This window comes from Proteus sp. TSJ240517 (assembly GCF_047921575.1).
Lineage (GTDB): Bacteria > Pseudomonadota > Gammaproteobacteria > Enterobacterales > Enterobacteriaceae > Proteus.
Map to the genome: position 1 here is coordinate 206633 of NZ_JBLRMH010000002.1, position 20393 is coordinate 227025.

At 31.7% G+C, this 20393-nt stretch carries 17 protein-coding genes and 1 pseudogene; 8 read left to right on the forward strand and 10 right to left on the reverse strand.

Annotation, left to right across the window (positions count from 1 at the left end; genetic code table 11):
* The first annotated feature begins 33 nt into the window (after positions 1-33).
* Together ACNARN_RS04555 and ACNARN_RS04560 are read left to right on the forward strand one after the other, a co-directional pair.
* Positions 34-344 (forward strand): annotated as a pseudogene (locus ACNARN_RS04555) (type II toxin-antitoxin system HigB family toxin).
* Complete coding sequence (locus tag ACNARN_RS04560) at positions 341-757, forward strand: helix-turn-helix domain-containing protein (protein ID WP_198619387.1); 417 nt, start codon at positions 341-343, stop codon at positions 755-757. Before ACNARN_RS04555 ends, ACNARN_RS04560 begins: the two are co-directional and overlap by 4 nt.
* A 56-nt stretch (positions 758-813) precedes the next feature.
* Here the strand turns inward: ACNARN_RS04560 and hpt are convergent, their stop codons facing one another.
* Together hpt and cueO are read right to left on the reverse strand one after the other, a co-directional pair.
* The gene (gene hpt / locus ACNARN_RS04565) at positions 814-1356 is read right to left on the reverse strand and encodes a hypoxanthine phosphoribosyltransferase (protein WP_151434361.1); all 543 of its coding nucleotides are present in this window, start codon (positions 1354-1356) and stop codon (positions 814-816) included.
* Positions 1357-1515: 159 nt separating this feature from the next.
* A complete protein-coding gene (gene cueO, locus ACNARN_RS04570) occupies positions 1516-3096 on the reverse strand; it encodes a multicopper oxidase CueO (RefSeq protein WP_198619386.1) in 1581 nt (526 codons plus the stop codon).
* A 213-nt stretch (positions 3097-3309) separates the two neighbouring features.
* On the opposite strand from cueO, the gene ACNARN_RS04575 reads away from it, so the two are divergent.
* Positions 3310-3660: a YacC family pilotin-like protein gene (locus tag ACNARN_RS04575; RefSeq protein ID WP_198630229.1), complete on the forward strand. Its 351-nt coding sequence runs from the start codon at positions 3310-3312 to the stop codon at positions 3658-3660.
* Positions 3661-3773: 113 nt separating this feature from the next.
* Here the strand turns inward: ACNARN_RS04575 and ACNARN_RS04580 are convergent, their stop codons facing one another.
* A complete protein-coding gene (locus ACNARN_RS04580) occupies positions 3774-4811 on the reverse strand; it encodes an AbrB family transcriptional regulator (protein ID WP_196532273.1) in 1038 nt (345 codons plus the stop codon).
* Between the two features lie 113 nt (positions 4812-4924).
* Here ACNARN_RS04580 and ACNARN_RS04585 point away from each other — a divergent pair, with 113 nt between their 5' ends.
* Positions 4925-5335 (forward strand): GNAT family N-acetyltransferase, encoded by a 411-nt coding sequence (locus ACNARN_RS04585; RefSeq protein ID WP_416303464.1) that lies wholly within the window; start codon positions 4925-4927, stop codon positions 5333-5335.
* A gap of 22 nt (positions 5336-5357) precedes the next feature.
* Here ACNARN_RS04585 and ACNARN_RS04590 read toward each other — a convergent pair whose 3' ends face one another.
* From ACNARN_RS04590 to ACNARN_RS04605, 4 genes are all read right to left on the reverse strand, one after another.
* Positions 5358-8171: a hypothetical protein gene (locus ACNARN_RS04590; protein ID WP_416304198.1), complete on the reverse strand. Its 2814-nt coding sequence runs from the start codon at positions 8169-8171 to the stop codon at positions 5358-5360.
* A 74-nt stretch (positions 8172-8245) separates the two neighbouring features.
* Positions 8246-10234 (reverse strand): hypothetical protein, encoded by a 1989-nt coding sequence (locus ACNARN_RS04595; RefSeq protein ID WP_416304199.1) that lies wholly within the window; start codon positions 10232-10234, stop codon positions 8246-8248.
* 222 nt (positions 10235-10456) lie between these two features.
* Complete coding sequence (locus tag ACNARN_RS04600) at positions 10457-11089, reverse strand: helix-turn-helix transcriptional regulator (protein ID WP_006535016.1); 633 nt, start codon at positions 11087-11089, stop codon at positions 10457-10459.
* A 64-nt stretch (positions 11090-11153) separates the two neighbouring features.
* A complete protein-coding gene (locus ACNARN_RS04605) occupies positions 11154-11786 on the reverse strand; it encodes a TetR/AcrR family transcriptional regulator (protein WP_109371635.1) in 633 nt (210 codons plus the stop codon).
* A 230-nt stretch (positions 11787-12016) separates the two neighbouring features.
* Here ACNARN_RS04605 and ACNARN_RS04610 point away from each other — a divergent pair, with 230 nt between their 5' ends.
* Positions 12017-13228 carry a Tm-1-like ATP-binding domain-containing protein gene (locus ACNARN_RS04610; RefSeq protein ID WP_109371637.1) on the forward strand — a complete coding sequence of 404 codons (1212 nt, stop codon included), beginning with the start codon at positions 12017-12019 and terminating at the stop codon, positions 13226-13228.
* Between the two features lie 16 nt (positions 13229-13244).
* Positions 13245-14072, forward strand: coding sequence for a phosphoenolpyruvate hydrolase family protein (locus ACNARN_RS04615; RefSeq protein WP_198619381.1), 828 nt, complete (start codon positions 13245-13247; stop codon positions 14070-14072).
* 84 nt (positions 14073-14156) lie between these two features.
* Here ACNARN_RS04615 and ACNARN_RS04620 read toward each other — a convergent pair whose 3' ends face one another.
* On the reverse strand, positions 14157-15056 hold the full coding sequence (locus tag ACNARN_RS04620; protein ID WP_198619380.1) for a diaminopimelate dehydrogenase: 900 nt from the start codon (positions 15054-15056) through the stop codon (positions 14157-14159).
* 200 nt (positions 15057-15256) lie between these two features.
* Here ACNARN_RS04620 and ACNARN_RS04625 point away from each other — a divergent pair, with 200 nt between their 5' ends.
* Positions 15257-16597 (forward strand): MATE family efflux transporter, encoded by a 1341-nt coding sequence (locus ACNARN_RS04625; protein WP_198619379.1) that lies wholly within the window; start codon positions 15257-15259, stop codon positions 16595-16597.
* Positions 16598-16854: 257 nt separating this feature from the next.
* Here ACNARN_RS04625 and ACNARN_RS04630 read toward each other — a convergent pair whose 3' ends face one another.
* Positions 16855-18198 carry a hypothetical protein gene (locus tag ACNARN_RS04630; protein WP_416304200.1) on the reverse strand — a complete coding sequence of 448 codons (1344 nt, stop codon included), beginning with the start codon at positions 18196-18198 and terminating at the stop codon, positions 16855-16857.
* Between the two features lie 465 nt (positions 18199-18663).
* Here ACNARN_RS04630 and ACNARN_RS04635 point away from each other — a divergent pair, with 465 nt between their 5' ends.
* Complete coding sequence (locus tag ACNARN_RS04635; RefSeq protein WP_349442759.1) at positions 18664-18849, forward strand: hypothetical protein; 186 nt, start codon at positions 18664-18666, stop codon at positions 18847-18849.
* Positions 18850-18982: 133 nt separating this feature from the next.
* Here ACNARN_RS04635 and ACNARN_RS04640 read toward each other — a convergent pair whose 3' ends face one another.
* A complete protein-coding gene (locus ACNARN_RS04640) occupies positions 18983-20239 on the reverse strand; it encodes a hypothetical protein (protein WP_416304201.1) in 1257 nt (418 codons plus the stop codon).
* Positions 20240-20393: the final 154 nt, after the last annotated feature.

Sequence of the window (20393 nt, forward strand, 5' to 3'; positions counted from 1 at the left end):
TGCTGTTGTCAAATAGGAAGCAAGGGACAGGGAATGCACGTAATATCACGAGAGCCTTTTGATTTAGCATCTACACGTTTCCCCAATTGTACTCAATCACTTACTGATACTTACAGAACGCTAAAGCAGAATACTTATCAAACACCTGAAGCATTAAAAAAATCTTCCCAAGTTTAGATAGAATGAAATATAGAGAAAAATGGTGGGTTATCAATATTGGTGGAAATACGCTAAGGATCCTATTCTTTGCAGATTTTGAACGCGACAAAATATTTGTAAAACATATTTCTACTCATGCTGAATACGATAAACTCATTGATTACTATCGGAGAACAAAAGAATGATGATTATTGATGCAATTAAGGCTGCTAATAGCCTAGTCAATATAGTTCCTATTCTTGGTCGTAGCCAATCTCGTAAAGACTATGAAGAAGGTGTCAAATTAGTTGAATACTTAGTAGAACACGACCCAGATAATCCTTTAATTGATATGCTTTGTCATAAAATTGATGAATATGAGAATAGTGCTCCTGAATTTAGAGCATTCAATGCAAGACTAAATCAATGTGATGATGCCATTGCTGTTTTGCGTACATTAATGGAGCAATATCAATTAAACACCACTGATTTTAAAGAAGAATTAGGTTCGCGCTCTTATGTAAGCCGCATTTTAAATGGTGAACGTAATCTCACGCTAGAACATATTAAAAAACTAGCAGCTCGATTTAATTTACCTGTATCTATTTTTATTAAATAAGACCAACAAAAAACCCGCCTACAGCGGGTTTTTCACTTCTATTTTAAGTAAATTCATTACTCATCTAATAACGTTACATGCCCAATATAAGGCAGGTGGCGATAACGTTGTGCGTAATCGATGCCGTAACCGATAACAAATTTATCTTCAATGGAGTAGCCAATCCATTCAACAGGTACATCAACTTCACGGCGTGATGGTTTATCCAATAAAGTACAGATAGAAATAGAAGCTGGCTCACGTAAGCTTAAAATCTCTTTAACACGATTTAAGGTATTACCTGAGTCAATAATATCTTCAACAATCAGAACATCTTTACCACGAATATCTTCATCGAGATCTTTAATGATTTTAACGTCACGCGTTGACGTCATACCATTACCGTAACTTGATACAGTCATAAAATCGACTTCGTGGTTCACATTAATTTCACGACATAAATCTGCCATAAAAATAAAAGAACCTTTTAACAAGCCGATTAAGACAAGATCGTGTTGTTCTTGACGTGGGCGGTAATGTTCTGTGATTTCACGACCTAGCTCAGCAATACGCTGTTTGATCTCTTCTTCAGAGATCATGACATCAACAATATGTTTCATGATTTATTTCGATTGGGTTAACGGGGAAAGCAAACGATTGTACCAGAACTTCCTTCATCATGCGATGATCTGATTTAATGAAAATAAAGACACAAAATATTAATCTTGTGCCTTCCATTAGTTTATCTTACTGATATTAATGGTTTTTACAGTGTTTGATTATTTACTAACGGTAAAACCCGCCATCATACCGGTATCTTCATGCTCTAATAAATGGCAGTGCGCCATAAATGGATGCGCTTTTGTGGCTAAATGATCGAATTTCACCAAAATTTCGCTAAATTGACCTTCAACTTTCACGATATCTTTCCAGCCTTGGCGATGTTTTTCTGGTGCTCGACCATTTTCAGATAAAATACGGAATTGCGTACCATGCACATGGAATGGATGTAACATCATGTCACCACGACCAGAAACAACCCAACGTTCATAAATACCCTGTTTCACATCGAATGCAGGCTCTGTCATTGAGAATGGAATACCATTGATACTATTAGCAGTATAAATATCTAGATCTCCATTACCATGGCCACAATTCATTCCACCGCCCATCATGCCATTGCCATTACCTTGGCGCATATGACTCATTCCATGATGAATGCCCGCTAATGCTTTATCACCATAACGCTCTGTTAATGCCATCATACCTTGCATATCTAAACGCATATCCATACGTAAATGTAATGTACGAGTTGCAATGTTACTGAGGGTTGGTAATGCTGGAATTAATGCTAATTGATCGGGTAAAGTACCTTGTGCTTTTTCTGCTGACGGTAATAAACGTAATACAGGTAATACATTATCAAACGGTGCTAACACCATGCCCATTTGACGTACAGGTAAAGTGACAATATCAAAATCACGACCATCTGAGGTATCCACTAAAACCTCAAAACGCTCTCCCATTAAAATAGGGAGTTCTGTCACTTTTACAGGTTCTGCTAATAATCCACCATCACTGGCGATCACATACATGGGTCTGCCATCACTAGTGGCCAGATTTAAGCTACGTGCATTACATCCATTTAAGAATCGTAATCTTACCCAGCCTTTTGGCACAATATGCTGTGGTTGGATCGCCCCATTGGTCAACATCATATCGCCAAACCAGCCAATCGCCGCACTCATCACATCAAGCTGATAATCAATTTGTCCTTCACTATCTAAACGTTTGTCTTGCAAAATAACGGGTAAATCATCAATACCCCAGCGATTAGGTAATTTTCGGCTTGCAGTTTCATCATCTTCAATAATCACTAATCCGCCTAACCCCATAGCCACTTGTTGACCTGTTACACCATGCGTATGAGGATGGAACCAACACGTTGATTCAACTTGGTTTGGTGTAAAAGTCACTGTGCGAGATTTCCCAGGTGCAATCGTTGCTTGAGGGCCGCCATCTTCTTCGCCACTAATTTCAAGCCCATGCCAGTGAACGGTTGTCGTTTCGGGGAGTTGGTTATTGATATTGATAGTGACAGGTTGACCACGTTTCAATTTCAATGCAGGCCCTAATAAACTGCCGTTATAACCCCAAGTTGTTGTACTTGCCGTCGGAATAAATTGAGAAACACCTTGTTGAATATTAAGAACAATCTTTTGTTGAGCATCTGGGGTAATTTGAGGTGGAATAGCCAATGAAGGCGTGTTACTTTGGGCAAACGCAAAACGACTCCAGCTCGGTAATAATGTTACAGCACTTAATGTGGCGCCTAATTTTAAAAATTCGCGACGTTGCATAATATATTCCTTTGAATAAAAACAAGTTATTATGTATTTATCGAAATAAGATGAATAAAAAAGCTTTGTAAACTATTACTGATGCTAAAGTTTCCCCTTACTGGAAGGTCAATTTAAAACCCAACAAAATAGAAGGCCTTTGCAAAACTTTTAACTACATTAAGCCAAATAACAAAACTTGCTAAATCATCACACAAAGGAATAGCACGCCTAATGAAAAAAATGTTCGCCTTGTTCTGCACACTAACGTTTTCTTTTACTATGCTCTTTTCTTCGAGTACAAAAGCGTTAACTTACACGCAAGCAGAAGACTTGGCAGATTTAACCGCTATCTACCTTTTTCTAAATAAAGATTGTGGTTATGAGCAAATATCAAAACCTAAAATTGAAAGAGCATTAATGGTTTTTTCACGGTCACAACAATGGGATGTTAGTAATTACTCAACGTTGCCAATGAGTCAATTAAATGAAGATAGCTATAAAGATTTGAAAGGTATTGAAGTAACACACAGTAAGAAATGTCAGCTATTAGCGAATAAATCGCTAAGTCTATTAAATTATTAATACTTGTGTTAATTCACTATTGGATAAATAAAGCGAGATAACCTCTTTAAATACAGTTGTGATATAAAATGACTCATAGAGGTTATCAAAAGATTTTTCTACCTTTCTTTATGCTAATTATTTTTCTTCTGTCTATATTCGTTCCAATACAAAGCCACAGATGGAATACTTTGAATAATCAGCATTCGAAAAATATGATTCGACATAACAAAAGCCGCATCTACATTCATGGTTATCGCAGCAAAAGTCATTGCTTCCATACTTCCCGGCGCCCAAGCTAATACTAACGTTGCCCAAGGCACACCTGTTAGATAAGCCGCCCCATACGCCACAATCACGGTTAAAATCACATTAATAATCACAACTTGCACAGAAGAAAATGCATTTTTAATCAGTGATGAAAGCGGGAAAACAACAAAATGTGCGCCAATATTCATACCAATTAATACCATGCTCAATTCATTAAGAAGCATTGGAAACGTAATAGGCTCACTCACAAAAGATTGAACCAATATCGCGCTGCCTAATGAGGTCAGCATAAAAGGTGCAGGAAATCGGATTTTCTGTAATAAAAGCCCAGAGCCCAACCCTAACGCAATAATCAACAATAACCACAACAGAGAAATTATCGTCATTTCGGGTATTGCAAATTCAGGCATATTGGCTTTATCGGCTCCCACAATAAAACCCGCCATAATAATCAGCACCATTAAACGAATGGTATGAGAAATAACGATTTTTTGTGGTGGTGTTTTAGTATGATCAGTAAGAGCCAAAATAGCCGCCATCGCACCGGGTACGGCACCTAACATCGACTCTTCTTTTGTCCAACCGATATGACGATGAAACCAAAAGAAACTCACAAAAAACTGAATGGCTAAACAAACAACTAATGTCAGTAATAGAATAATTAAGTTATCAGCACTGCCTAAATGAACTTGATTAAACATTAAGCCAACCGACGAACCTAAAGTCAGTTGAATAAATGTCAATGTGTGCTTAGGCACTGACAGTTCCCATTTAAAGCGATAAGCAATGATGACAACAATAATCGGCCCAAACATCAGTGCCATAGGTAAACCAGAAAGGGTTAGCACACCACCAATTAATGCACAAAACAAAATACCCGGTAGAGTTTTCAAAAACGACATGTTGTGTTATCCAGCTTTTTTAATTATTGTTTCCATCCTAGCATTTGTATAAATATTTAATAACCAAATAGTGATAATGTAATTATTATTTTTTTTAATGCATAGAGCCGATTATGTCGCTGAAAATAACCACAAATCCCACATCAAATGAGATCAATGAAATTTATGAAGGTTTATTAACACATAACCTCAACTATATTCATATGGATCAATACACACCACTTGCGGTCTTTAAGGAAGAAAATGGTAAAAAGATGGGTGGGATAACAGGTGATATTTTAGGAAATTGGTTACGTATTCGTTATTTGTGGGTAGATAAAGCCTATCGAGGAAAAAATATAGCAACAGAATTACTGCAAGCTATGGAATTTGCTGCAAAAGAAAAAGGTGCCAAATATGCTGAAGTGGATACCTTTAGTTTTCAAGCCCTGCCTTTTTATCAAAAGCAGGGATTTGAAATATTTGGCACGCTAGAGAACTATCCAATTAGTGATAAGAAGTATTATTTAAGGAAAAAACTTTAACGCTAGTCTTATTCTTTAATATCTATTTTTTTGATAGCTCATTGATTTTATCAATGATATTTTTTATATCGCCTTTAATTTTCTCTTTTACCTCACTTATTTTAGACTCTAACATTCTATTTTGTATCTCAATTTCTTTTTGATCGTTATTTTCATCGAGTTTTTTCTTATTAATTTTATTACTTTTAGAATCAATTACTCTGCCTGCTTTCAACTTAAATATTACATCTTTTATTTCCTTTATTTTTTTCAAGTTTCCCTTTATTATCTCATCATCAATAATATATTTTAAACTTTTAGCCACTTTCTTGTTATCATAATCCACTCTTAAATAGGTAACTCTATTTTCACTTATATTAAAACTAACATTTTCAATGTTTTTATTTTTATTTTTGTAGTCTTTAATCAAGATAATATTTTCATCTTTTATTTCAATGTTATTCACGGAATCAATATCAATAGAATGCTCTGTTCTTAATTCACCTTCAAAATTATCATCAATTACACCTCTTCCATTAGCTATGTTATTTTGTTTTGAATTTTTATTATTACCTTCACTTAATGTAATTTTATTGCCGGTGATTTCTTTAGATTGTTTAATATCATGATTACTGATATTATCATCGATACTGATATTATTAGTTTTTATTTTTTCTCTACGTTTTGATCCTTCATTAATTACATTTAAGTTGCTAATATAATTTTCATTTGCTTGTTGGTTTTCTTTACTGTATCGCGCTTTTGATTCCTCTAATTTTCCTTTAAGCAAATGTATTTGCTCCTGTAATTCTTTTGATTTTTTAGTACTTTCAATGTATTTGTCATTTAACTTATTTTTAGATATATTGTTAGAATCAATAATCATATTTTTTTTATTAATATACTTATTTTTTAACTCTTGAACTTTACTTAATTCTGAATTAGTTACAATTCCATTTGTAGTATTATACGATAAGCTTTTAACCTTATTAAGAATATCAGACATATCACTACTTATCTCATTTACACTATTTTCTAAAGATGAAAAAAATTCGTCTACATTTAATTCGTCAACATTATTTTCATGTAACTGCGATGTAATATCGATATCTTCACTTTCTACTAATGGCGTACTCTCATAATTAACTGATAAAGGCTTATCAACAATATTAGAATTTCTTGATTTTTGTTTAAAAATATCACTTAACCTATTAATTTCATTATCTAAATAATCATTTTTTGAATTTAATATTATTTTATCAAGGTCTTTTATCAAACCATTAATGATAGTTTTCTTATCTTCAATATTAAAAACTTGTATATCCTTTAGACTATTATTCAAAATTTCCAAATCATAATTTAAAGTATCTTTTATACTTTTAAAATTATCTTTGTTTTCATTATCTAATATTTTATTAATTTCTTTAAAAAGTTGACTTATTTCATTTTTGTATGAATCAATATTATGATAAAATTCACTACTTGATTTTATATTTTTTAAAATATCCTCCTCTTCAAAATCTATTTGACTTAATGCCTCAGAAATATCATTAAGCCTACTTTTTATATTATTTATATTATTTATATTATTCACATAAGATTCAAATTCAGAATAAAAACCTTCATGTAAATTTATTATTTCTTCTTCTTTAAGCTCCATTTCATTTAAATAATCAGAAAATTCATAGAACTTACTTTTTAACGATGATAATAAAGTATCAGGATCTTCAATCGGTTCCTTAGATAACGGAAATCCAATATCATCCATAACTTCGTTATTATTTGTATCATCAAAGCCAACACTACCATTTTCTTTTTCAATATTTTCGTCAGAAAATAGCTCTCTTTCACCAAAAATTTCTTGTAGCCAGTCATTAGTGAAATCTTGATTTAATTCGATTATTAAATTATCTGTATTCGTCTCTACAGATTGATTTCCCGTTATATTAAGATCCTTTGTATCTTGATCTTGCCTAACAGATATATTATCTTTTATATCAACTCCCTCTGTATTCACCTCTACACTTCTATATTTTCTAATATCATATCCATTAATATATGTATTCGTCCAATCTATCGATAATTCTTTAAAAGAAGCATTTTCATTATTTCCTAATGCTACTTTTAGTATTGTTGATAAATTATTTTTTATTCTATGACTAAGCGTTTTATCAAAATTACTCAGTATACTTAATTCATCTTCAGCGATAACAAGTAAATTAACACAATCTATAAAGTTCTCTCTTTCTTTCTCTGTTGAAAAGTTACTCATAAAATCATATCTTTTATTTAAATGAATATTTTCAAAATTAAAAATTGAATTTATTAACTTGAAAATATTTTTCATACTTTTATCATTTATTGAAGTTATTCTATTTACAATAATTTCATTTAAATATTCTACAATTAATTTACTGTCAGAGCCTTCTTTTTCTGTATCATCTTGTACTGAGAAAAAATCTTTAGCTCTTTTTACTTCAGTTAAATATTTACAGAAACTGTAAAAATCAAATTTATCATTTGCATGAGAAATTATGTTATTTATAGAATTTAAATTTTTATTTTTTATTTCAATATTTTTTTTATCTATTTCATTAAAAATATTACTATGTTTGTTTGTATCAACAGTATCAAATAGTTTATTGTTTTTTATATCTTTTATAAGAAAACCAATCTCTAGTTTATGAAATAAAGAAGTCAACACATGAATAATTCTCTTACCAAAAGAAGGTGAAACTGGTGTATTTCTTATTTCAGTTATTTTTTTTGTAAAAATATAATCTTCCTTTTTGGGAAGATAATGCTTTTTATTTACAAATGACACGTTGGGTTTAAATAGATTTGTTTTGCTAATCATAAATCATCCACCTATATACCAATAAATATAATTAAATCATTAAAAATACAAATAAAAATAATTTAATGAAATTATTAAATATGTTCAAAATAATTAGCAAAATACTTTCTTAGCACTTCATCTTTAGATTTATCTAAATCATCAATACTTAACCCTAGTCGGCTAAAAATACTTTTTAAGTTATTTTCTACTGCTGTTTTTTGTGTACTACTAGTACCATTACCGCCATCTGTCACTTTACCGCGACTAACGTAATCAATTGTTACATTCTTTTTATTTTCAAAATAGCTATAATTAATTAATAAAACAACAGCATCTTGCGCCCATTTATAATTAATATTATTACTTGAGTTTTTAAATAGCCGAGTAAGAAAATCATGTCCATTATCATTTTTCTTTATATTTTCATAAAAACTATCATTAATTAATTTTATTTCTTTATCCGTTTGTTCTCCCATATTCTTATAAATATCTTTGCTCACCATCCTTATTAAGTTGTCTACTTTAGCAATAGAGTCTTTCTCGCCAATAAATTTTTCATCTTTTGATAACTGGTTAAATAATTCTTTTGTTAAACTTAAAGATGTTTCTTGTTTGATTTCTTCGAAATTACCATCAACAGTTTTTTCAATTTCTAATATATTCTCTTTATTAAAAATAGAATTAATAATTTTATCAATAAAATTCTCAATCTTTACATCCTTATCCTGACTATTGATTTTTTCTTTTATTAAATTTTTCAACTTATCGGTTGTCTTAGAAGAGGATAATTCATCTATATCTGAATTTAAAATAGCGTTTAATTCATTCATTATTTTATCAGGTAGATCAGAATAATTATTCTCGAATCTATTTTTAGCCAAATCAGCTTTAAATTCATCATTTATCAGTTTAATATCATTAACAAGCTTACACTCCAAAGCTTTTTCTAATGTATGATATTTGATCATAATATCTATTTTGTTATTACTATTTACTTTTTTAGATATTACCTTATTAACATTATCAGTAAATGTTTTATTAAGTTGTTCTAACTTAATTGAGAAATTGTTAAATGCATCATTATCATTTGATATATTATTAAATTTAAATGTATTTAACGATTTATTTATATTTTTATTCTCAAAGTTTATTTTTATAGGTAATAATGTTCTATTTATAAATTTAAATGGTGAAATTAAATTTACAATTAGATTTTTAAAGCTCCTTTTTTTCTCACTTCTAAAATAAAGTTTTTGTTCTGTATTTAATTCCTTCTTTCCTGAATTAGTAATAAATTCTGAAAGTTTATTTCTAGCTTCTTTTTTCAAATCACGCCCAGAATCTATTATATCCTCAGCACCACTGACTAAGTTAGTAATTGAATCCGCACTTTCTATTATTTTATTAAAACATTCTTCTATTTTAAGTTCATCCGTATTTTTATAAAATATATTTTCTTTATTAACTACATTTTCTTCACCAACTACATTTTCTTTATCAACTACATTTTCTTCACCAACTACATTTTCTTCACCAACTACATTTTCTTCACCAACTACATTTTCTTCACCAACTACATTTTCTTCACCAACTACATTTTCTTCACCAACTACATTGTCTTCACCAACTACATTGTCTTCACCAACTACATTGTCTTCACCAACTACATTGTCTTCACCAACTACATTTTCTTCACCAACTACATTTTCTTCACCAACTACATTGTCTTCACCAACTACATTGTCTTCACCAACTACATTGTCTTCACCAACTACATTGTCTTCACCAACTACATTGTCTTCACCAACTACATTGTCTTCACCAACTATATTTTCTGTTCTAAGATTTCCAGAATGGGGTTTATAAATATCAGGATTTGTTTTATTTAATATATTCTGACATTCTTTAATATACTTTGAATAATTTTCTTGTAATATTTCTTCTCTTTTTCCTTTATCAAAAGGAACAGTAGTATTACCGATGGAATTTATATTTTTTGTTAAACCCAAATTTTTATTTGTTTTATTATCAACCGTATCTATAGATGAAGATAAAATTGGTTGTATTTCTGAAATTTTCATTTTAATACCTATCAATTAAAAATTATTATAGACAGTCTATTCCTTTTATTTTTTTATGTTTATAAAAATCACACACAAGTAATTAGTTAACTAGTTTCAATAAAAAAACACTATATTATTAAAATTTAAAAATAGAAATAAAAAAAGATATCAACAAGTGATATCTTTTTTTATTTTACTGATTTATCTTCCGCTGGAATTTAAAAATAATTTATTTCTTAATCATTCTTTTAAATCGTTATATACCGTTGCTCTTGAAACACCAAGGTATTGGGCAGTAATTTCCATCGCCTTACGCAGCGAAAGATAACCTTCATCTTGTAAACAGAGTAACAACTCGCGCCGTTGATGCGGTTTTAATGCTCTTGGTGTGACTGAATAAGTCGCAGAAAACTCATCAATACGTTTTTTTAGCGAATCTTCCGTCACTGAACTAAAGGTTTCAATAATGTCATTACCTTCTTCAAGGGTTGCAAATTGGTTAAGTACCATTTGTAATCCTTTGATCATCGAAATATCAATATTTAAACATAACGCTGCAACATAATTGCCCTGTTTGTCTTTAATACCGATAGACGTACTTTTTGCCGTTCTTCCATCCGGAAATTGATTGGGGTAATTCGCCACAATCTGAGGGAAATCTGACGATTCAATACGTGCCATTCCTAGCTCAGTTGCTCTATCCCCTACTTTTCTACCTGATAGATTATTTTCAATGACCATAATGGTATTTTCACTATCGGTTAGATCATGAAGTACAACTTCACAAAAAGGCGATAATGTTTTACCAATGCCTTGTGCAATAAATTGTAGTTGTTCTACCAGCCACTCTTGGTCTTCTGTTTTATGTGACATAACGATCCCTGCAATAGCTAAAACGTAAATGATTTATACAATTTTAACTGATTTATTCAAATAATTAATCGTTATCTGCAGGATAATCAGATTTTGCCTGATTTAGAATAGCTTTTGCCATCCATTGAGTCATATCAATGACCTGCTGATCATCCATTTTCCAGATATCTTTCATTACCAAAAAGACTTCAGACCCATAAATTAAAGAGAAAGATTTAATCACCTTATCCCACATTTCTTCAGGATAGTGTGCTTTTAACGGTTCAATAACTTTGAGTAAAATCTCTTTACGGTGACCGCGAATAAATCGTTTTTCTGCATATTCACTTGATTGCCTCTCTTTTGCCCACTGCTGTAATGAGACTTGTAATGCACCACGCAGTGCACCTTCATGTTTAAACATTTGAGGATAGGCAAGATTGAGCAATTCAGTAATGCGCTGTTGCGTATTATCTTCAGGAGTGGGGTTCCATGCAATGATCGGTGCTAAACTTGCATCAACAGTGGCACTAATTAAATCACTTTGTGTTGGAAAATAACGATATGCGGTTGCTCTCGAAACACCTGCATGTGCCGCTAATTCCGACACTGTCGGTAACATTCCTTGCTCAAAAAGTCCCAATGCTGTTGTCACCAATAATTGATGGGTTCTTTTTCTTGTACCGGACATAGCATCCGTTTCGTCATTGTCACTCATAGAAAATCCTTCGTTATTTCCACACTTTATGTGTCTAATTTATTTTAAGTCAAATACTCACAACACTTAACGTTTACTTTAGGTGATTAATCACACCTTATCGACCTCTAGAGTATAAAAATAAAAATAATGAGACAAGAGTCTCAAAACGATGTTATGATAAATGAAACTCGAGTCTCATTATGGTTATAATCTATTCGTCGATAATCATAAAAGGTAAGGGAAGGCTTATGAAACAGTATTCTGGCTCTATTTATATTGCCACAACGCTTGATACTAAAAGTGCTGAGATTTTTTATGTCAGTGATTTAATTAAAAAAGCAGGCCTTCCTGTTAAAACCGTCGATTTGACAACTAAACCCACGACACTCGCCAAAGAAGCTGATGTCACCGCAGCAGAAATCGCAAGTTTTCACCCTAATGGTAAAGACGCGGTTTTCTGTGGCGATAGAGGTAAAGCCATAGAAGCGATGTCTATCGCATTTGAACACTATTTAACTCACCAAGATGATGTCTTAGCCATTCTTGGACTAGGCGGATCGGGGGGAACGGCACTGATTACACCAGCAATGCAATCTTTGCCAATTGGTGTACCTAAATTGATGGTATCGACGATGGCGTCTGGCGATATTTCAGGCTATATCGGTGCAAGTGATATCTCAATGATGTACTCCGTCACAGATGTATCCGGCTTAAATCGCATTTCTCGCAAAGTCCTAAGAAATGCGGCGAACCAAATAGCTGGCGCTGTTTATTTTTACCAAGAAGAACATGTTGTTGATAAACCGGCTGTCGCATTAACGATGTTTGGTGTAACTACGCCTTGTGTACAACAACTTACACAAAAACTTGAAAATAATTATGACTGCCTTGTTTTTCACGCAACAGGAAGTGGCGGTAAAGCCATGGAAAAACTGGCAGACAGTCACCTACTTCATAGCGTGCTCGATCTTACAACAACAGAAGTGTGTGATTACTTGTTTGACGGTGTACTTGCTTGTGATGAAGACCGTTTTGGTGCAATCGCCCGAACCAAAACCCCTTATATAGGTTCTTGTGGCGCATTAGATATGGTGAACTTTGGTCGCCCATCGAGTGTTCCTGAGAAATATAAAGGGCGTCAATTTTATCATCACAATGCGCAAGTCACCTTGATGCGTACAACACCAGAGGAAAACCGTCAATTAGGTATCTGGATCGCTGAGAAACTCAATCAGTGTGAAGGTCCATTGCGGTTTGTATTACCACAGGGCGGTTTTTCAGCTCTGGATATTGAAGGAGCCCCTTTCTGGGATCCTCAAGCAAACCAAGCTTTTTTTGATGCATTTATAACAACATTTAAAGAGACAGAGACTCGTCAGTTAGTCATCAGTCCTTATCACATAAACTCTGCTGAGTTTACTCAGCAAATTTATGATTTGCACCAGGAACTTATTTGTTAACCACGGAGAAAGAAGAATGACTCATTCACGTGAAACGTTACTAAAAAAATTCAATGAAATGATTGCACGCCATGAGCCAATTATTGGCGGTGGTGCGGGTACAGGGCTTTCAGCTAAGTGTGAAGAAGCAGGTGGTATTGACCTTATCGTTATTTATAACTCTGGTCGTTATCGTATGGCTGGCCGTGGCTCTTTAGCGGGTTTATTAGCTTATGGTAACGCCAATGAAATCGTTATGGATATGGCAAAAGAAGTATTACCTGTTGTTAAACATACACCTGTACTTGCTGGCGTTAATGGTACAGATCCTTTCTGTAACTTTGATAAATTCTTAGATGAAGTTAAAGCAACAGGCTTTGCTGGCGTACAGAATTTCCCAACGGTAGGTCTGATTGATGGTAATTTCCGCGCTAATTTAGAAGAAACAGGTATGGGTTATGGTCTTGAAGTGGATATGATCCGCAAGGCTCATGAAAAAGGTTTATTAACCACACCTTATGTCTTTAGTCGTGAAGATGCGATTGCAATGGCTGAAGCTGGCGCAGATATTATTGTACCTCATATGGGATTAACAACTGGCGGTAATATTGGTGCTGAAACAGCATTAACCTTAGCGGATTGTGTTCCTTTAATTAATGACTGGGCAAAAGCGGCAAAAGCAGTGCGTGCTGATGTGATTGTGCTTTGTCATGGTGGTCCAATTGCAACACCAGAAGATGCACAATATATCCTCGATAACTGCCCTGATTGCCACGGCTTCTATGGTGCAAGTTCAATGGAACGCTTACCAACAGAAGTGGCATTAACCGCAACAACCAAAGAATTTAAAAGTATTAAACGCTAATTCAAAATCATCAAGTTTGCCTAAGCGTTAATCTATATTGCCCACGTTATGTGGGCAATATTTTATGCAGATACTCTTAATCGATTAGACGAGTTTTGCAATTAATGTATTTAAATCCCCAGCTAAGAAATCAACTGGTGGAATTTCAATAACCGTATAAGCACCTGCACGTTGTTTCATACTTGCTCTTGCAGCAGACACCATAAATTGAGACGTCAATGCAGGGTTGTTAATACGCATTGAATATTCAAATAATTGATTATGTGTTTTACCCGAAACCCCTTTATGAGACATTTGCACACCATGTCCCACATCTTTTAAGCTATCAACACAATCGACTTGCTTAATATGAGTTTCATCAGAAGAGAAATAGCTATCTGCTTTAATGGCTTGCTCTACTTGATTAAAATCTACTCCAGCTTCTAATTCCACGTAAACCATACGACGATGAACGCCAGTTCCTAATGGAATAGTCATTGAAAGTGCATCTTTTACACCATCAATTGCTTTAGCCGCTACGCTATGCCCCATGCTCATACCAGGCCCAAAATTAGTATAAGTGATCCCTTTTGGTGCCATAGCTAACATTAGCGTACGAATAATAGAATCAGAACCCGGATCCCAACCTGCTGAAATAACAGCGACACGGTCATGTTTTTTTGCAACTTCATCTAACTCTGTTTTTAATGCCACAATTTCACTGTGAACATCAAAACTATCTACTGTATTAATGCCTAAGCTTAAAATAGATTTAGCTAATTCTTTAATTGCACGAGTCGGTGAACATAAGAGAGCAACATCAACATTACCTAATGTTTTAATATCGTTAGTCACGGTAATATTTTGCAGTTCTTCTGGAACATTATTGATATCACGACGAACAACACCCATTAATTCAAAATCTTGAGCAGCTTGAACCGCTTCTAATGCAAATCGACCAATATTGCCATAACCGACAATAGCCACTTTTATTTTAGTATTCATTCATTCCCCTGACTTTAACGTTAATCATCTCTTAATGATAATAGTGATTAGTTATCAATGAATAAACCATATAAACATCTTTTTTGCCAGATAAACATTATTTGCACTATTACCTTATAAATAAACCTTGTAGAATCTCTTATCTTCCTACGCGTTATATTAATAATATCGATTTCACTCTGTTTTTAAGAAGGTTTTCAATGCATCAGTCTGATGTAGCGGATCGCTCGCTTTTTTCCCTTAGTTGGCCAATATTTATAGATATTTTCCTACATCTAGCCACACTATTAATTAATACTTACATGGTAAGCCACGTTTCTACGGCTTACTTAGCTGCTATGGGCGTCGGTAACCAAGTCTTTGATCTTTTTATCACTATTTTTAGCTTTATTAGTGTGGGATGTAGCGTTGTTATTGCCCAATACTTAGGCGCGGGTAAAAAAGAAAAAGCCAGCCAAGCAATTCATATTTCTATCGCGTTTAACTCTTTGTTAGGTATTAGTAGTGCCTTGATCATTCTTTTCTTTGGCTACAATATTCTTAACATAATGAATACGCCTGAGCACTTGGTGCAAGATGGCTACAACTACCTGCATATTATTGGTATTTGCCTTATTCCTGAGGCCATTTCGATTATTCTTGCAGCTTGTCTGAGAGTTTATGGTAAATCTAAAGCAGCAATGTATGTCACACTGATCGCCAATATTGTTACTGTCATTGGTAATATGATTGTGCTTTATGGCTTTTTTGGTTTACCACAATACGGATTAGTGGGTGTTGCGTGGTCAACGGTTGTTGGTCGTATTATTGCAGTTATTTTATTATGTGGATTACTGTTCTACGGTTTGCGTATTAAATTCGAAGCCAAACAACTCGTCGTATGGTCTAAAAATATGTTAGGGAAAATCCTACATATCGGTTTACCTGCTGCGGGTGAAAACTTGGTTTGGATTTTACATTACATGACTGCATCGGCTTTTATTGGATTAATGGGCGAAGTTCCTCTTGCAGCACAAACTCTCTATTTCCAACTGTCACTGTTTTTAATGCTTTTTGGCATAGCGATTAGTATTGGTAATGAAATATTAGTGGGTCACTTAGTGGGTGCAAAACGCTTTGATGATGCTTTTAATCGTGGGTGGAAAAGTTTAAAAACGGGTGTGATATTTACCATCGGGGTGGTTATTGTTTATTGGTTTATGCGTGATCCTATTTTGTATTCGATCACAGAAGACCAACGCATCATAGACCAATTGATCCCGCTGTTTATTTTGTCCGTCTTTTTAGAACCAGGTCGTACTTTTAATATCGTGATGGTGAATGCCTTGCGTGCTGCTGGTGATGCTAAATTTCCGCTGATGACAGCTATCTGCTTTATGTGGGGTGTTGCTATTCCGGTGGGCTATTTCCTTGGTATAAAAATGGAAATGGGCCTAATTGGTATCTGGATTGGTTTTCTTTGTGATGAATGGCTACGTGGCTTAACTAACGCATGGCGTTGGCGCTCTCGTAAATGGCAAACTAAGCGCTTGGATATTTAAATTAATATTAATAATTAATTTTCTGATAAAAAAGCTCCCTCATATTTCAATATTTTTTGAGGGAGCAACTTAATGTAATATCTATTTATTCTTAAAATAAAGAAGTGTTAACTCTATATCAATCATATAATAAAACTGGATATCATTAGGTATTTTATTTATATTATAATCTTTGAGTTCTTCAATAAAAGAATTAATTACACCATTGGTAAATTTTCTATTTTCTTTACTTAAAAGCAATTCCTCTGGTATATACTCTATTTTTTTAAAAAATCACTCGTTATTTTCTTTTTTACTTCACTTTTATCAATAATTAAATTTGATAAATTATCCATTGATAAAAATGATCCATTTACACTTTTTTTTATCATTTTTATTATCAGCATTTCTTTACTTTCTTCTGATAGTTTTATTTTATTTAATAAACCAGTTTTATTTAATTTTTCCACACTGGATTCAATTATTTTCTTTAACTGATTAAAAGCATTTTCCTTATTTCCAATAAACTTACCCTTATGTTTAATTAATTTACTTAAGTAATCTAATTTTCCTTTTATCCCGTTTTCTTTATTATTCAAAATAATTACTAACGATTCAATTAACGTTTTTTTATCAATAATACAGTCTACTATTTTCTCTACAATATTTGCATATAAATTTATCTTTTGGAGTTCATGTAATTTATTAATCTTAGAAAAGTCTTCTGTAAAAAAACCAGTAACATCTTGTTTCACATTTTTATTAAAGATATAAGAATACACAAATAAATAGTTTTTAATGTCATTAATTAATTTTTCATCATTTTTAACTATCTTATAATCCAAGGGTAAACCACTATCAATATAGTAATATATCAGATCTTCAATATTTACATCATCTATATTTTTTAGTGAAAATATTTTCAAAGAAACTTCGTTATTAAATCCTTCAATTAATTTATGTTTAGATATTTTAATTTTTTTATTAGTAAAAGCATTTTCTATATATCCTGCTAGTTCTGATTTTATCTTTGATGTAAGAATTTCTTTTTCTTCAGAGGTCAAATTTCTTTGGGGGAGTTTTGGTCTTGAATTTCTAATTTCTTGTAGTTCACGCTCATTAAAATCGTTATTACCACGCTCTGCTTCAGCATTCTGTTTATCTGTACTATCATTCTTTTCAAGAACAACATGATGTAATGCTCCAGTCATATCCATATAGATACTCTCAGTAGCTTCTGAGGACTGATCGCTATTGCTAACAATATCCGTTGAAACATTGCTATCATCTAACGGCATATATTTTACATAAATACCCTCTTCGACGTAGTTTGAATAGCATTCTTTATTTTCTTTTAAATCATGAGAGGTTAATTTTACGCATGATTTATTAGTCATGTTTTTATTTTCGACTGATAAAATTTCCTCACTAACATAATTTATAGGTTTTTCTTTATTATCACTTACAAAATTGGATTCTAAATATATGTTAGGAGTAAAAACAATACATCTATTATCTAATGATGAAAATTTTTCAGCCATGATATTATCTGATTTTTTTTCGAAACTATTATTAAAAAAATGATTTAGAACTATATTAGATGAAGTAATATTAGAATGCATAATTATATCCTTATTAATCTATTTGTCATTATTATAATATCCTTTATAACTTATCTAACTATCAATTAATAACCTAAAAAAAACATTTTATTTTAAGAAACTTTTTAATGGTTTTTCACAAGAAATATGGCTTAACATAAATTTAAAAATATTAACAATAAAAAATAACCATTAATTAATATTAAATATTTATTATAAAAAATAATTATTTTTCTATAATTCTAATCGTTTTTTATGGTACAAGTAAGTGTTGGTTTTTTCTTATCAAGAAGATGAATTAGATTAAATAAAGAGAGAATACAAAAATCAAATGCAATGCAATCTTATAATAAATCTCGTTGATGGTTTATTTCTTATCCGAAAGTTAATACCACCACAAATAGGGAAAATGACTCTGCGGGAATTATGCCGTTATCAAAAGACCCGCGTGTGCTTGTATTATAATGAGTTAAAGAATTAAAGGCGTTGGATGTTAAGAATATTAAAATCCACGACACTATAATTGTAACAGCAATACTACCTTCAGATCTTAATTACGATATTCCTACCATTGCCTTCTTTGGCCATTTAGGTACCAGTGCAGAACAAGTTAATAAGAAAAAAGCGCAAGTTATTCCTTATAAAGGTGGTTATCTTTATTTAAACAAGTAACTTGATATCTATTACGTCATTTAGCATGGTAACAAAACCATTTTGTGTGTTTTTATTTTTAAACATTATCAATTTCATCATTGAAATTTAAAATACAGCCACAATAAAAACCATGGGCACCACCATCATAATTTTAGTTTTTTTTAACTTTTTCCAATAATTCTTTTAATGTAAGATGCTTATTTTCATTCGATATTTTAAGCTGTTCGTCTATTTCATCTAAAAAACCACCAATTAATTTATTATTATTTATTAAATTAAATCTAGCTTTATGTACTTTCTCTATCAATGCTAGATTTCTTTCATTTATCTTATCCTTTCCTGCTAGAATTTCTTTTTGTTCCTCTGTTTCTTTTAATTTCTCCTCTTCACTAGGCTGCTTAATAATTTCTTCTACAACACCATTTTCATGCTTGCTTTGCTCATTTTTTAAATATTGTAAGTAAATAATATCATTAACTTTTTTAGTTAATTTGAAAAAAGAATCTGATTCAACCAATTTATTTAAATAATTTTCCTTATTAAAACCGTTTGATTTTTCTTTATTTTCAATTCCATTATAATCTTCTAAAAAATTAGAGACTTTAGCAAGAAAAGTATAGCCATAACTATTATCGCCATCTGATAATCTATCTAATAATGATATGTCTTTTGTTGTTTCAATCAAGAAAGATTTAAATTTGTCCTTTTCAATATCTAATTTGTTTTCATTAGAATGAAATTCAACTTTACTATCATTAGATTCTATCGGTGTATCATCGTTATTTAAATTAGATAGCGTTGATAATTCTTTTTCATCATGTTCACTTATTTCATAAGAATGAAAATTTACAGATTCATATCTTGCATCATCAAATTTACTTTCTTTTAAATAATTAGAATTGGATTTCTCTAGTAATTCAACATTATTATTCATTCGAGGTTTAAATTTCATATCTGTAATATAATCAATTAATAACATCTTACTCTTCAACAAACTATCTTGTTTACATGAATGAAGAGCGTTAATAGCTTCATCAATTGGAATCAATTCTCCATTCGGAAGCTCAATATCTTTCAGAATATTCAGTCTTTCTTTTAAAGTATTTTTTTCATTATCTATGTGAGTAGACTCTATCATTTCATTATCTATGTGAGTAGACTCTATCATTTCATTATCTATATTGTTTTGTTCTTCATTACTGACAATTAAAATTTTAGGTTTTAAAAATGTACTCTTTGTATTATATATATTTTTATTTTCATAACGATTAGGGTGAATAAATTCATTTATTGTATTCATCACCTTGATAGATAGATTAGAAATAGAGAGTTTTATTTTCCCACCTATGGAGACTATTTTATTCGCAATAGAGGGTGATTTTCTACCAATTTCATTGATACCATTCATTATCATAATACTCATGTTATTTATATATAAATAATATTTTACTCTCAGTATTTCTCTCATCTATCACTTCTCTTTTCTATTTTTTTAAATAAATAGCATTTATTTTAAGAAAAAAACTTAATAACTTTCAAAAAAATATATTAATTATGATAAA

Excerpts from the sequence above, each read along its gene's own strand:
- ACNARN_RS04560 (WP_198619387.1), top strand. The coding sequence starts at position 341 with ATGATGATTATTGATGCAATTAAGGCTGCTAATAGCCTAGTCAATATA.
- hpt (WP_151434361.1), bottom strand. The coding sequence starts at position 1,356 with ATGAAACATATTGTTGATGTCATGATCTCTGAAGAAGAGATCAAACAG.
- cueO (WP_198619386.1), bottom strand. The coding sequence starts at position 3,096 with ATGCAACGTCGCGAATTTTTAAAATTAGGCGCCACATTAAGTGCTGTA.
- ACNARN_RS04575 (WP_198630229.1), top strand. The coding sequence starts at position 3,310 with ATGAAAAAAATGTTCGCCTTGTTCTGCACACTAACGTTTTCTTTTACT.
- ACNARN_RS04580 (WP_196532273.1), bottom strand. The coding sequence starts at position 4,811 with ATGTCGTTTTTGAAAACTCTACCGGGTATTTTGTTTTGTGCATTAATT.
- ACNARN_RS04585 (WP_416303464.1), top strand. The coding sequence starts at position 4,925 with ATGTCGCTGAAAATAACCACAAATCCCACATCAAATGAGATCAATGAA.
- ACNARN_RS04590 (WP_416304198.1), bottom strand. The coding sequence starts at position 8,171 with ATGATTAGCAAAACAAATCTATTTAAACCCAACGTGTCATTTGTAAAT.
- ACNARN_RS04595 (WP_416304199.1), bottom strand. The coding sequence starts at position 10,234 with ATGAAAATTTCAGAAATACAACCAATTTTATCTTCATCTATAGATACG.
- ACNARN_RS04600 (WP_006535016.1), bottom strand. The coding sequence starts at position 11,089 with ATGTCACATAAAACAGAAGACCAAGAGTGGCTGGTAGAACAACTACAA.
- ACNARN_RS04605 (WP_109371635.1), bottom strand. The coding sequence starts at position 11,786 with ATGAGTGACAATGACGAAACGGATGCTATGTCCGGTACAAGAAAAAGA.
- ACNARN_RS04610 (WP_109371637.1), top strand. The coding sequence starts at position 12,017 with ATGAAACAGTATTCTGGCTCTATTTATATTGCCACAACGCTTGATACT.
- ACNARN_RS04615 (WP_198619381.1), top strand. The coding sequence starts at position 13,245 with ATGACTCATTCACGTGAAACGTTACTAAAAAAATTCAATGAAATGATT.
- ACNARN_RS04620 (WP_198619380.1), bottom strand. The coding sequence starts at position 15,056 with ATGAATACTAAAATAAAAGTGGCTATTGTCGGTTATGGCAATATTGGT.
- ACNARN_RS04625 (WP_198619379.1), top strand. The coding sequence starts at position 15,257 with ATGCATCAGTCTGATGTAGCGGATCGCTCGCTTTTTTCCCTTAGTTGG.
- ACNARN_RS04630 (WP_416304200.1), bottom strand. The coding sequence starts at position 18,198 with ATGCATTCTAATATTACTTCATCTAATATAGTTCTAAATCATTTTTTT.
- ACNARN_RS04640 (WP_416304201.1), bottom strand. The coding sequence starts at position 20,239 with ATGAATGGTATCAATGAAATTGGTAGAAAATCACCCTCTATTGCGAAT.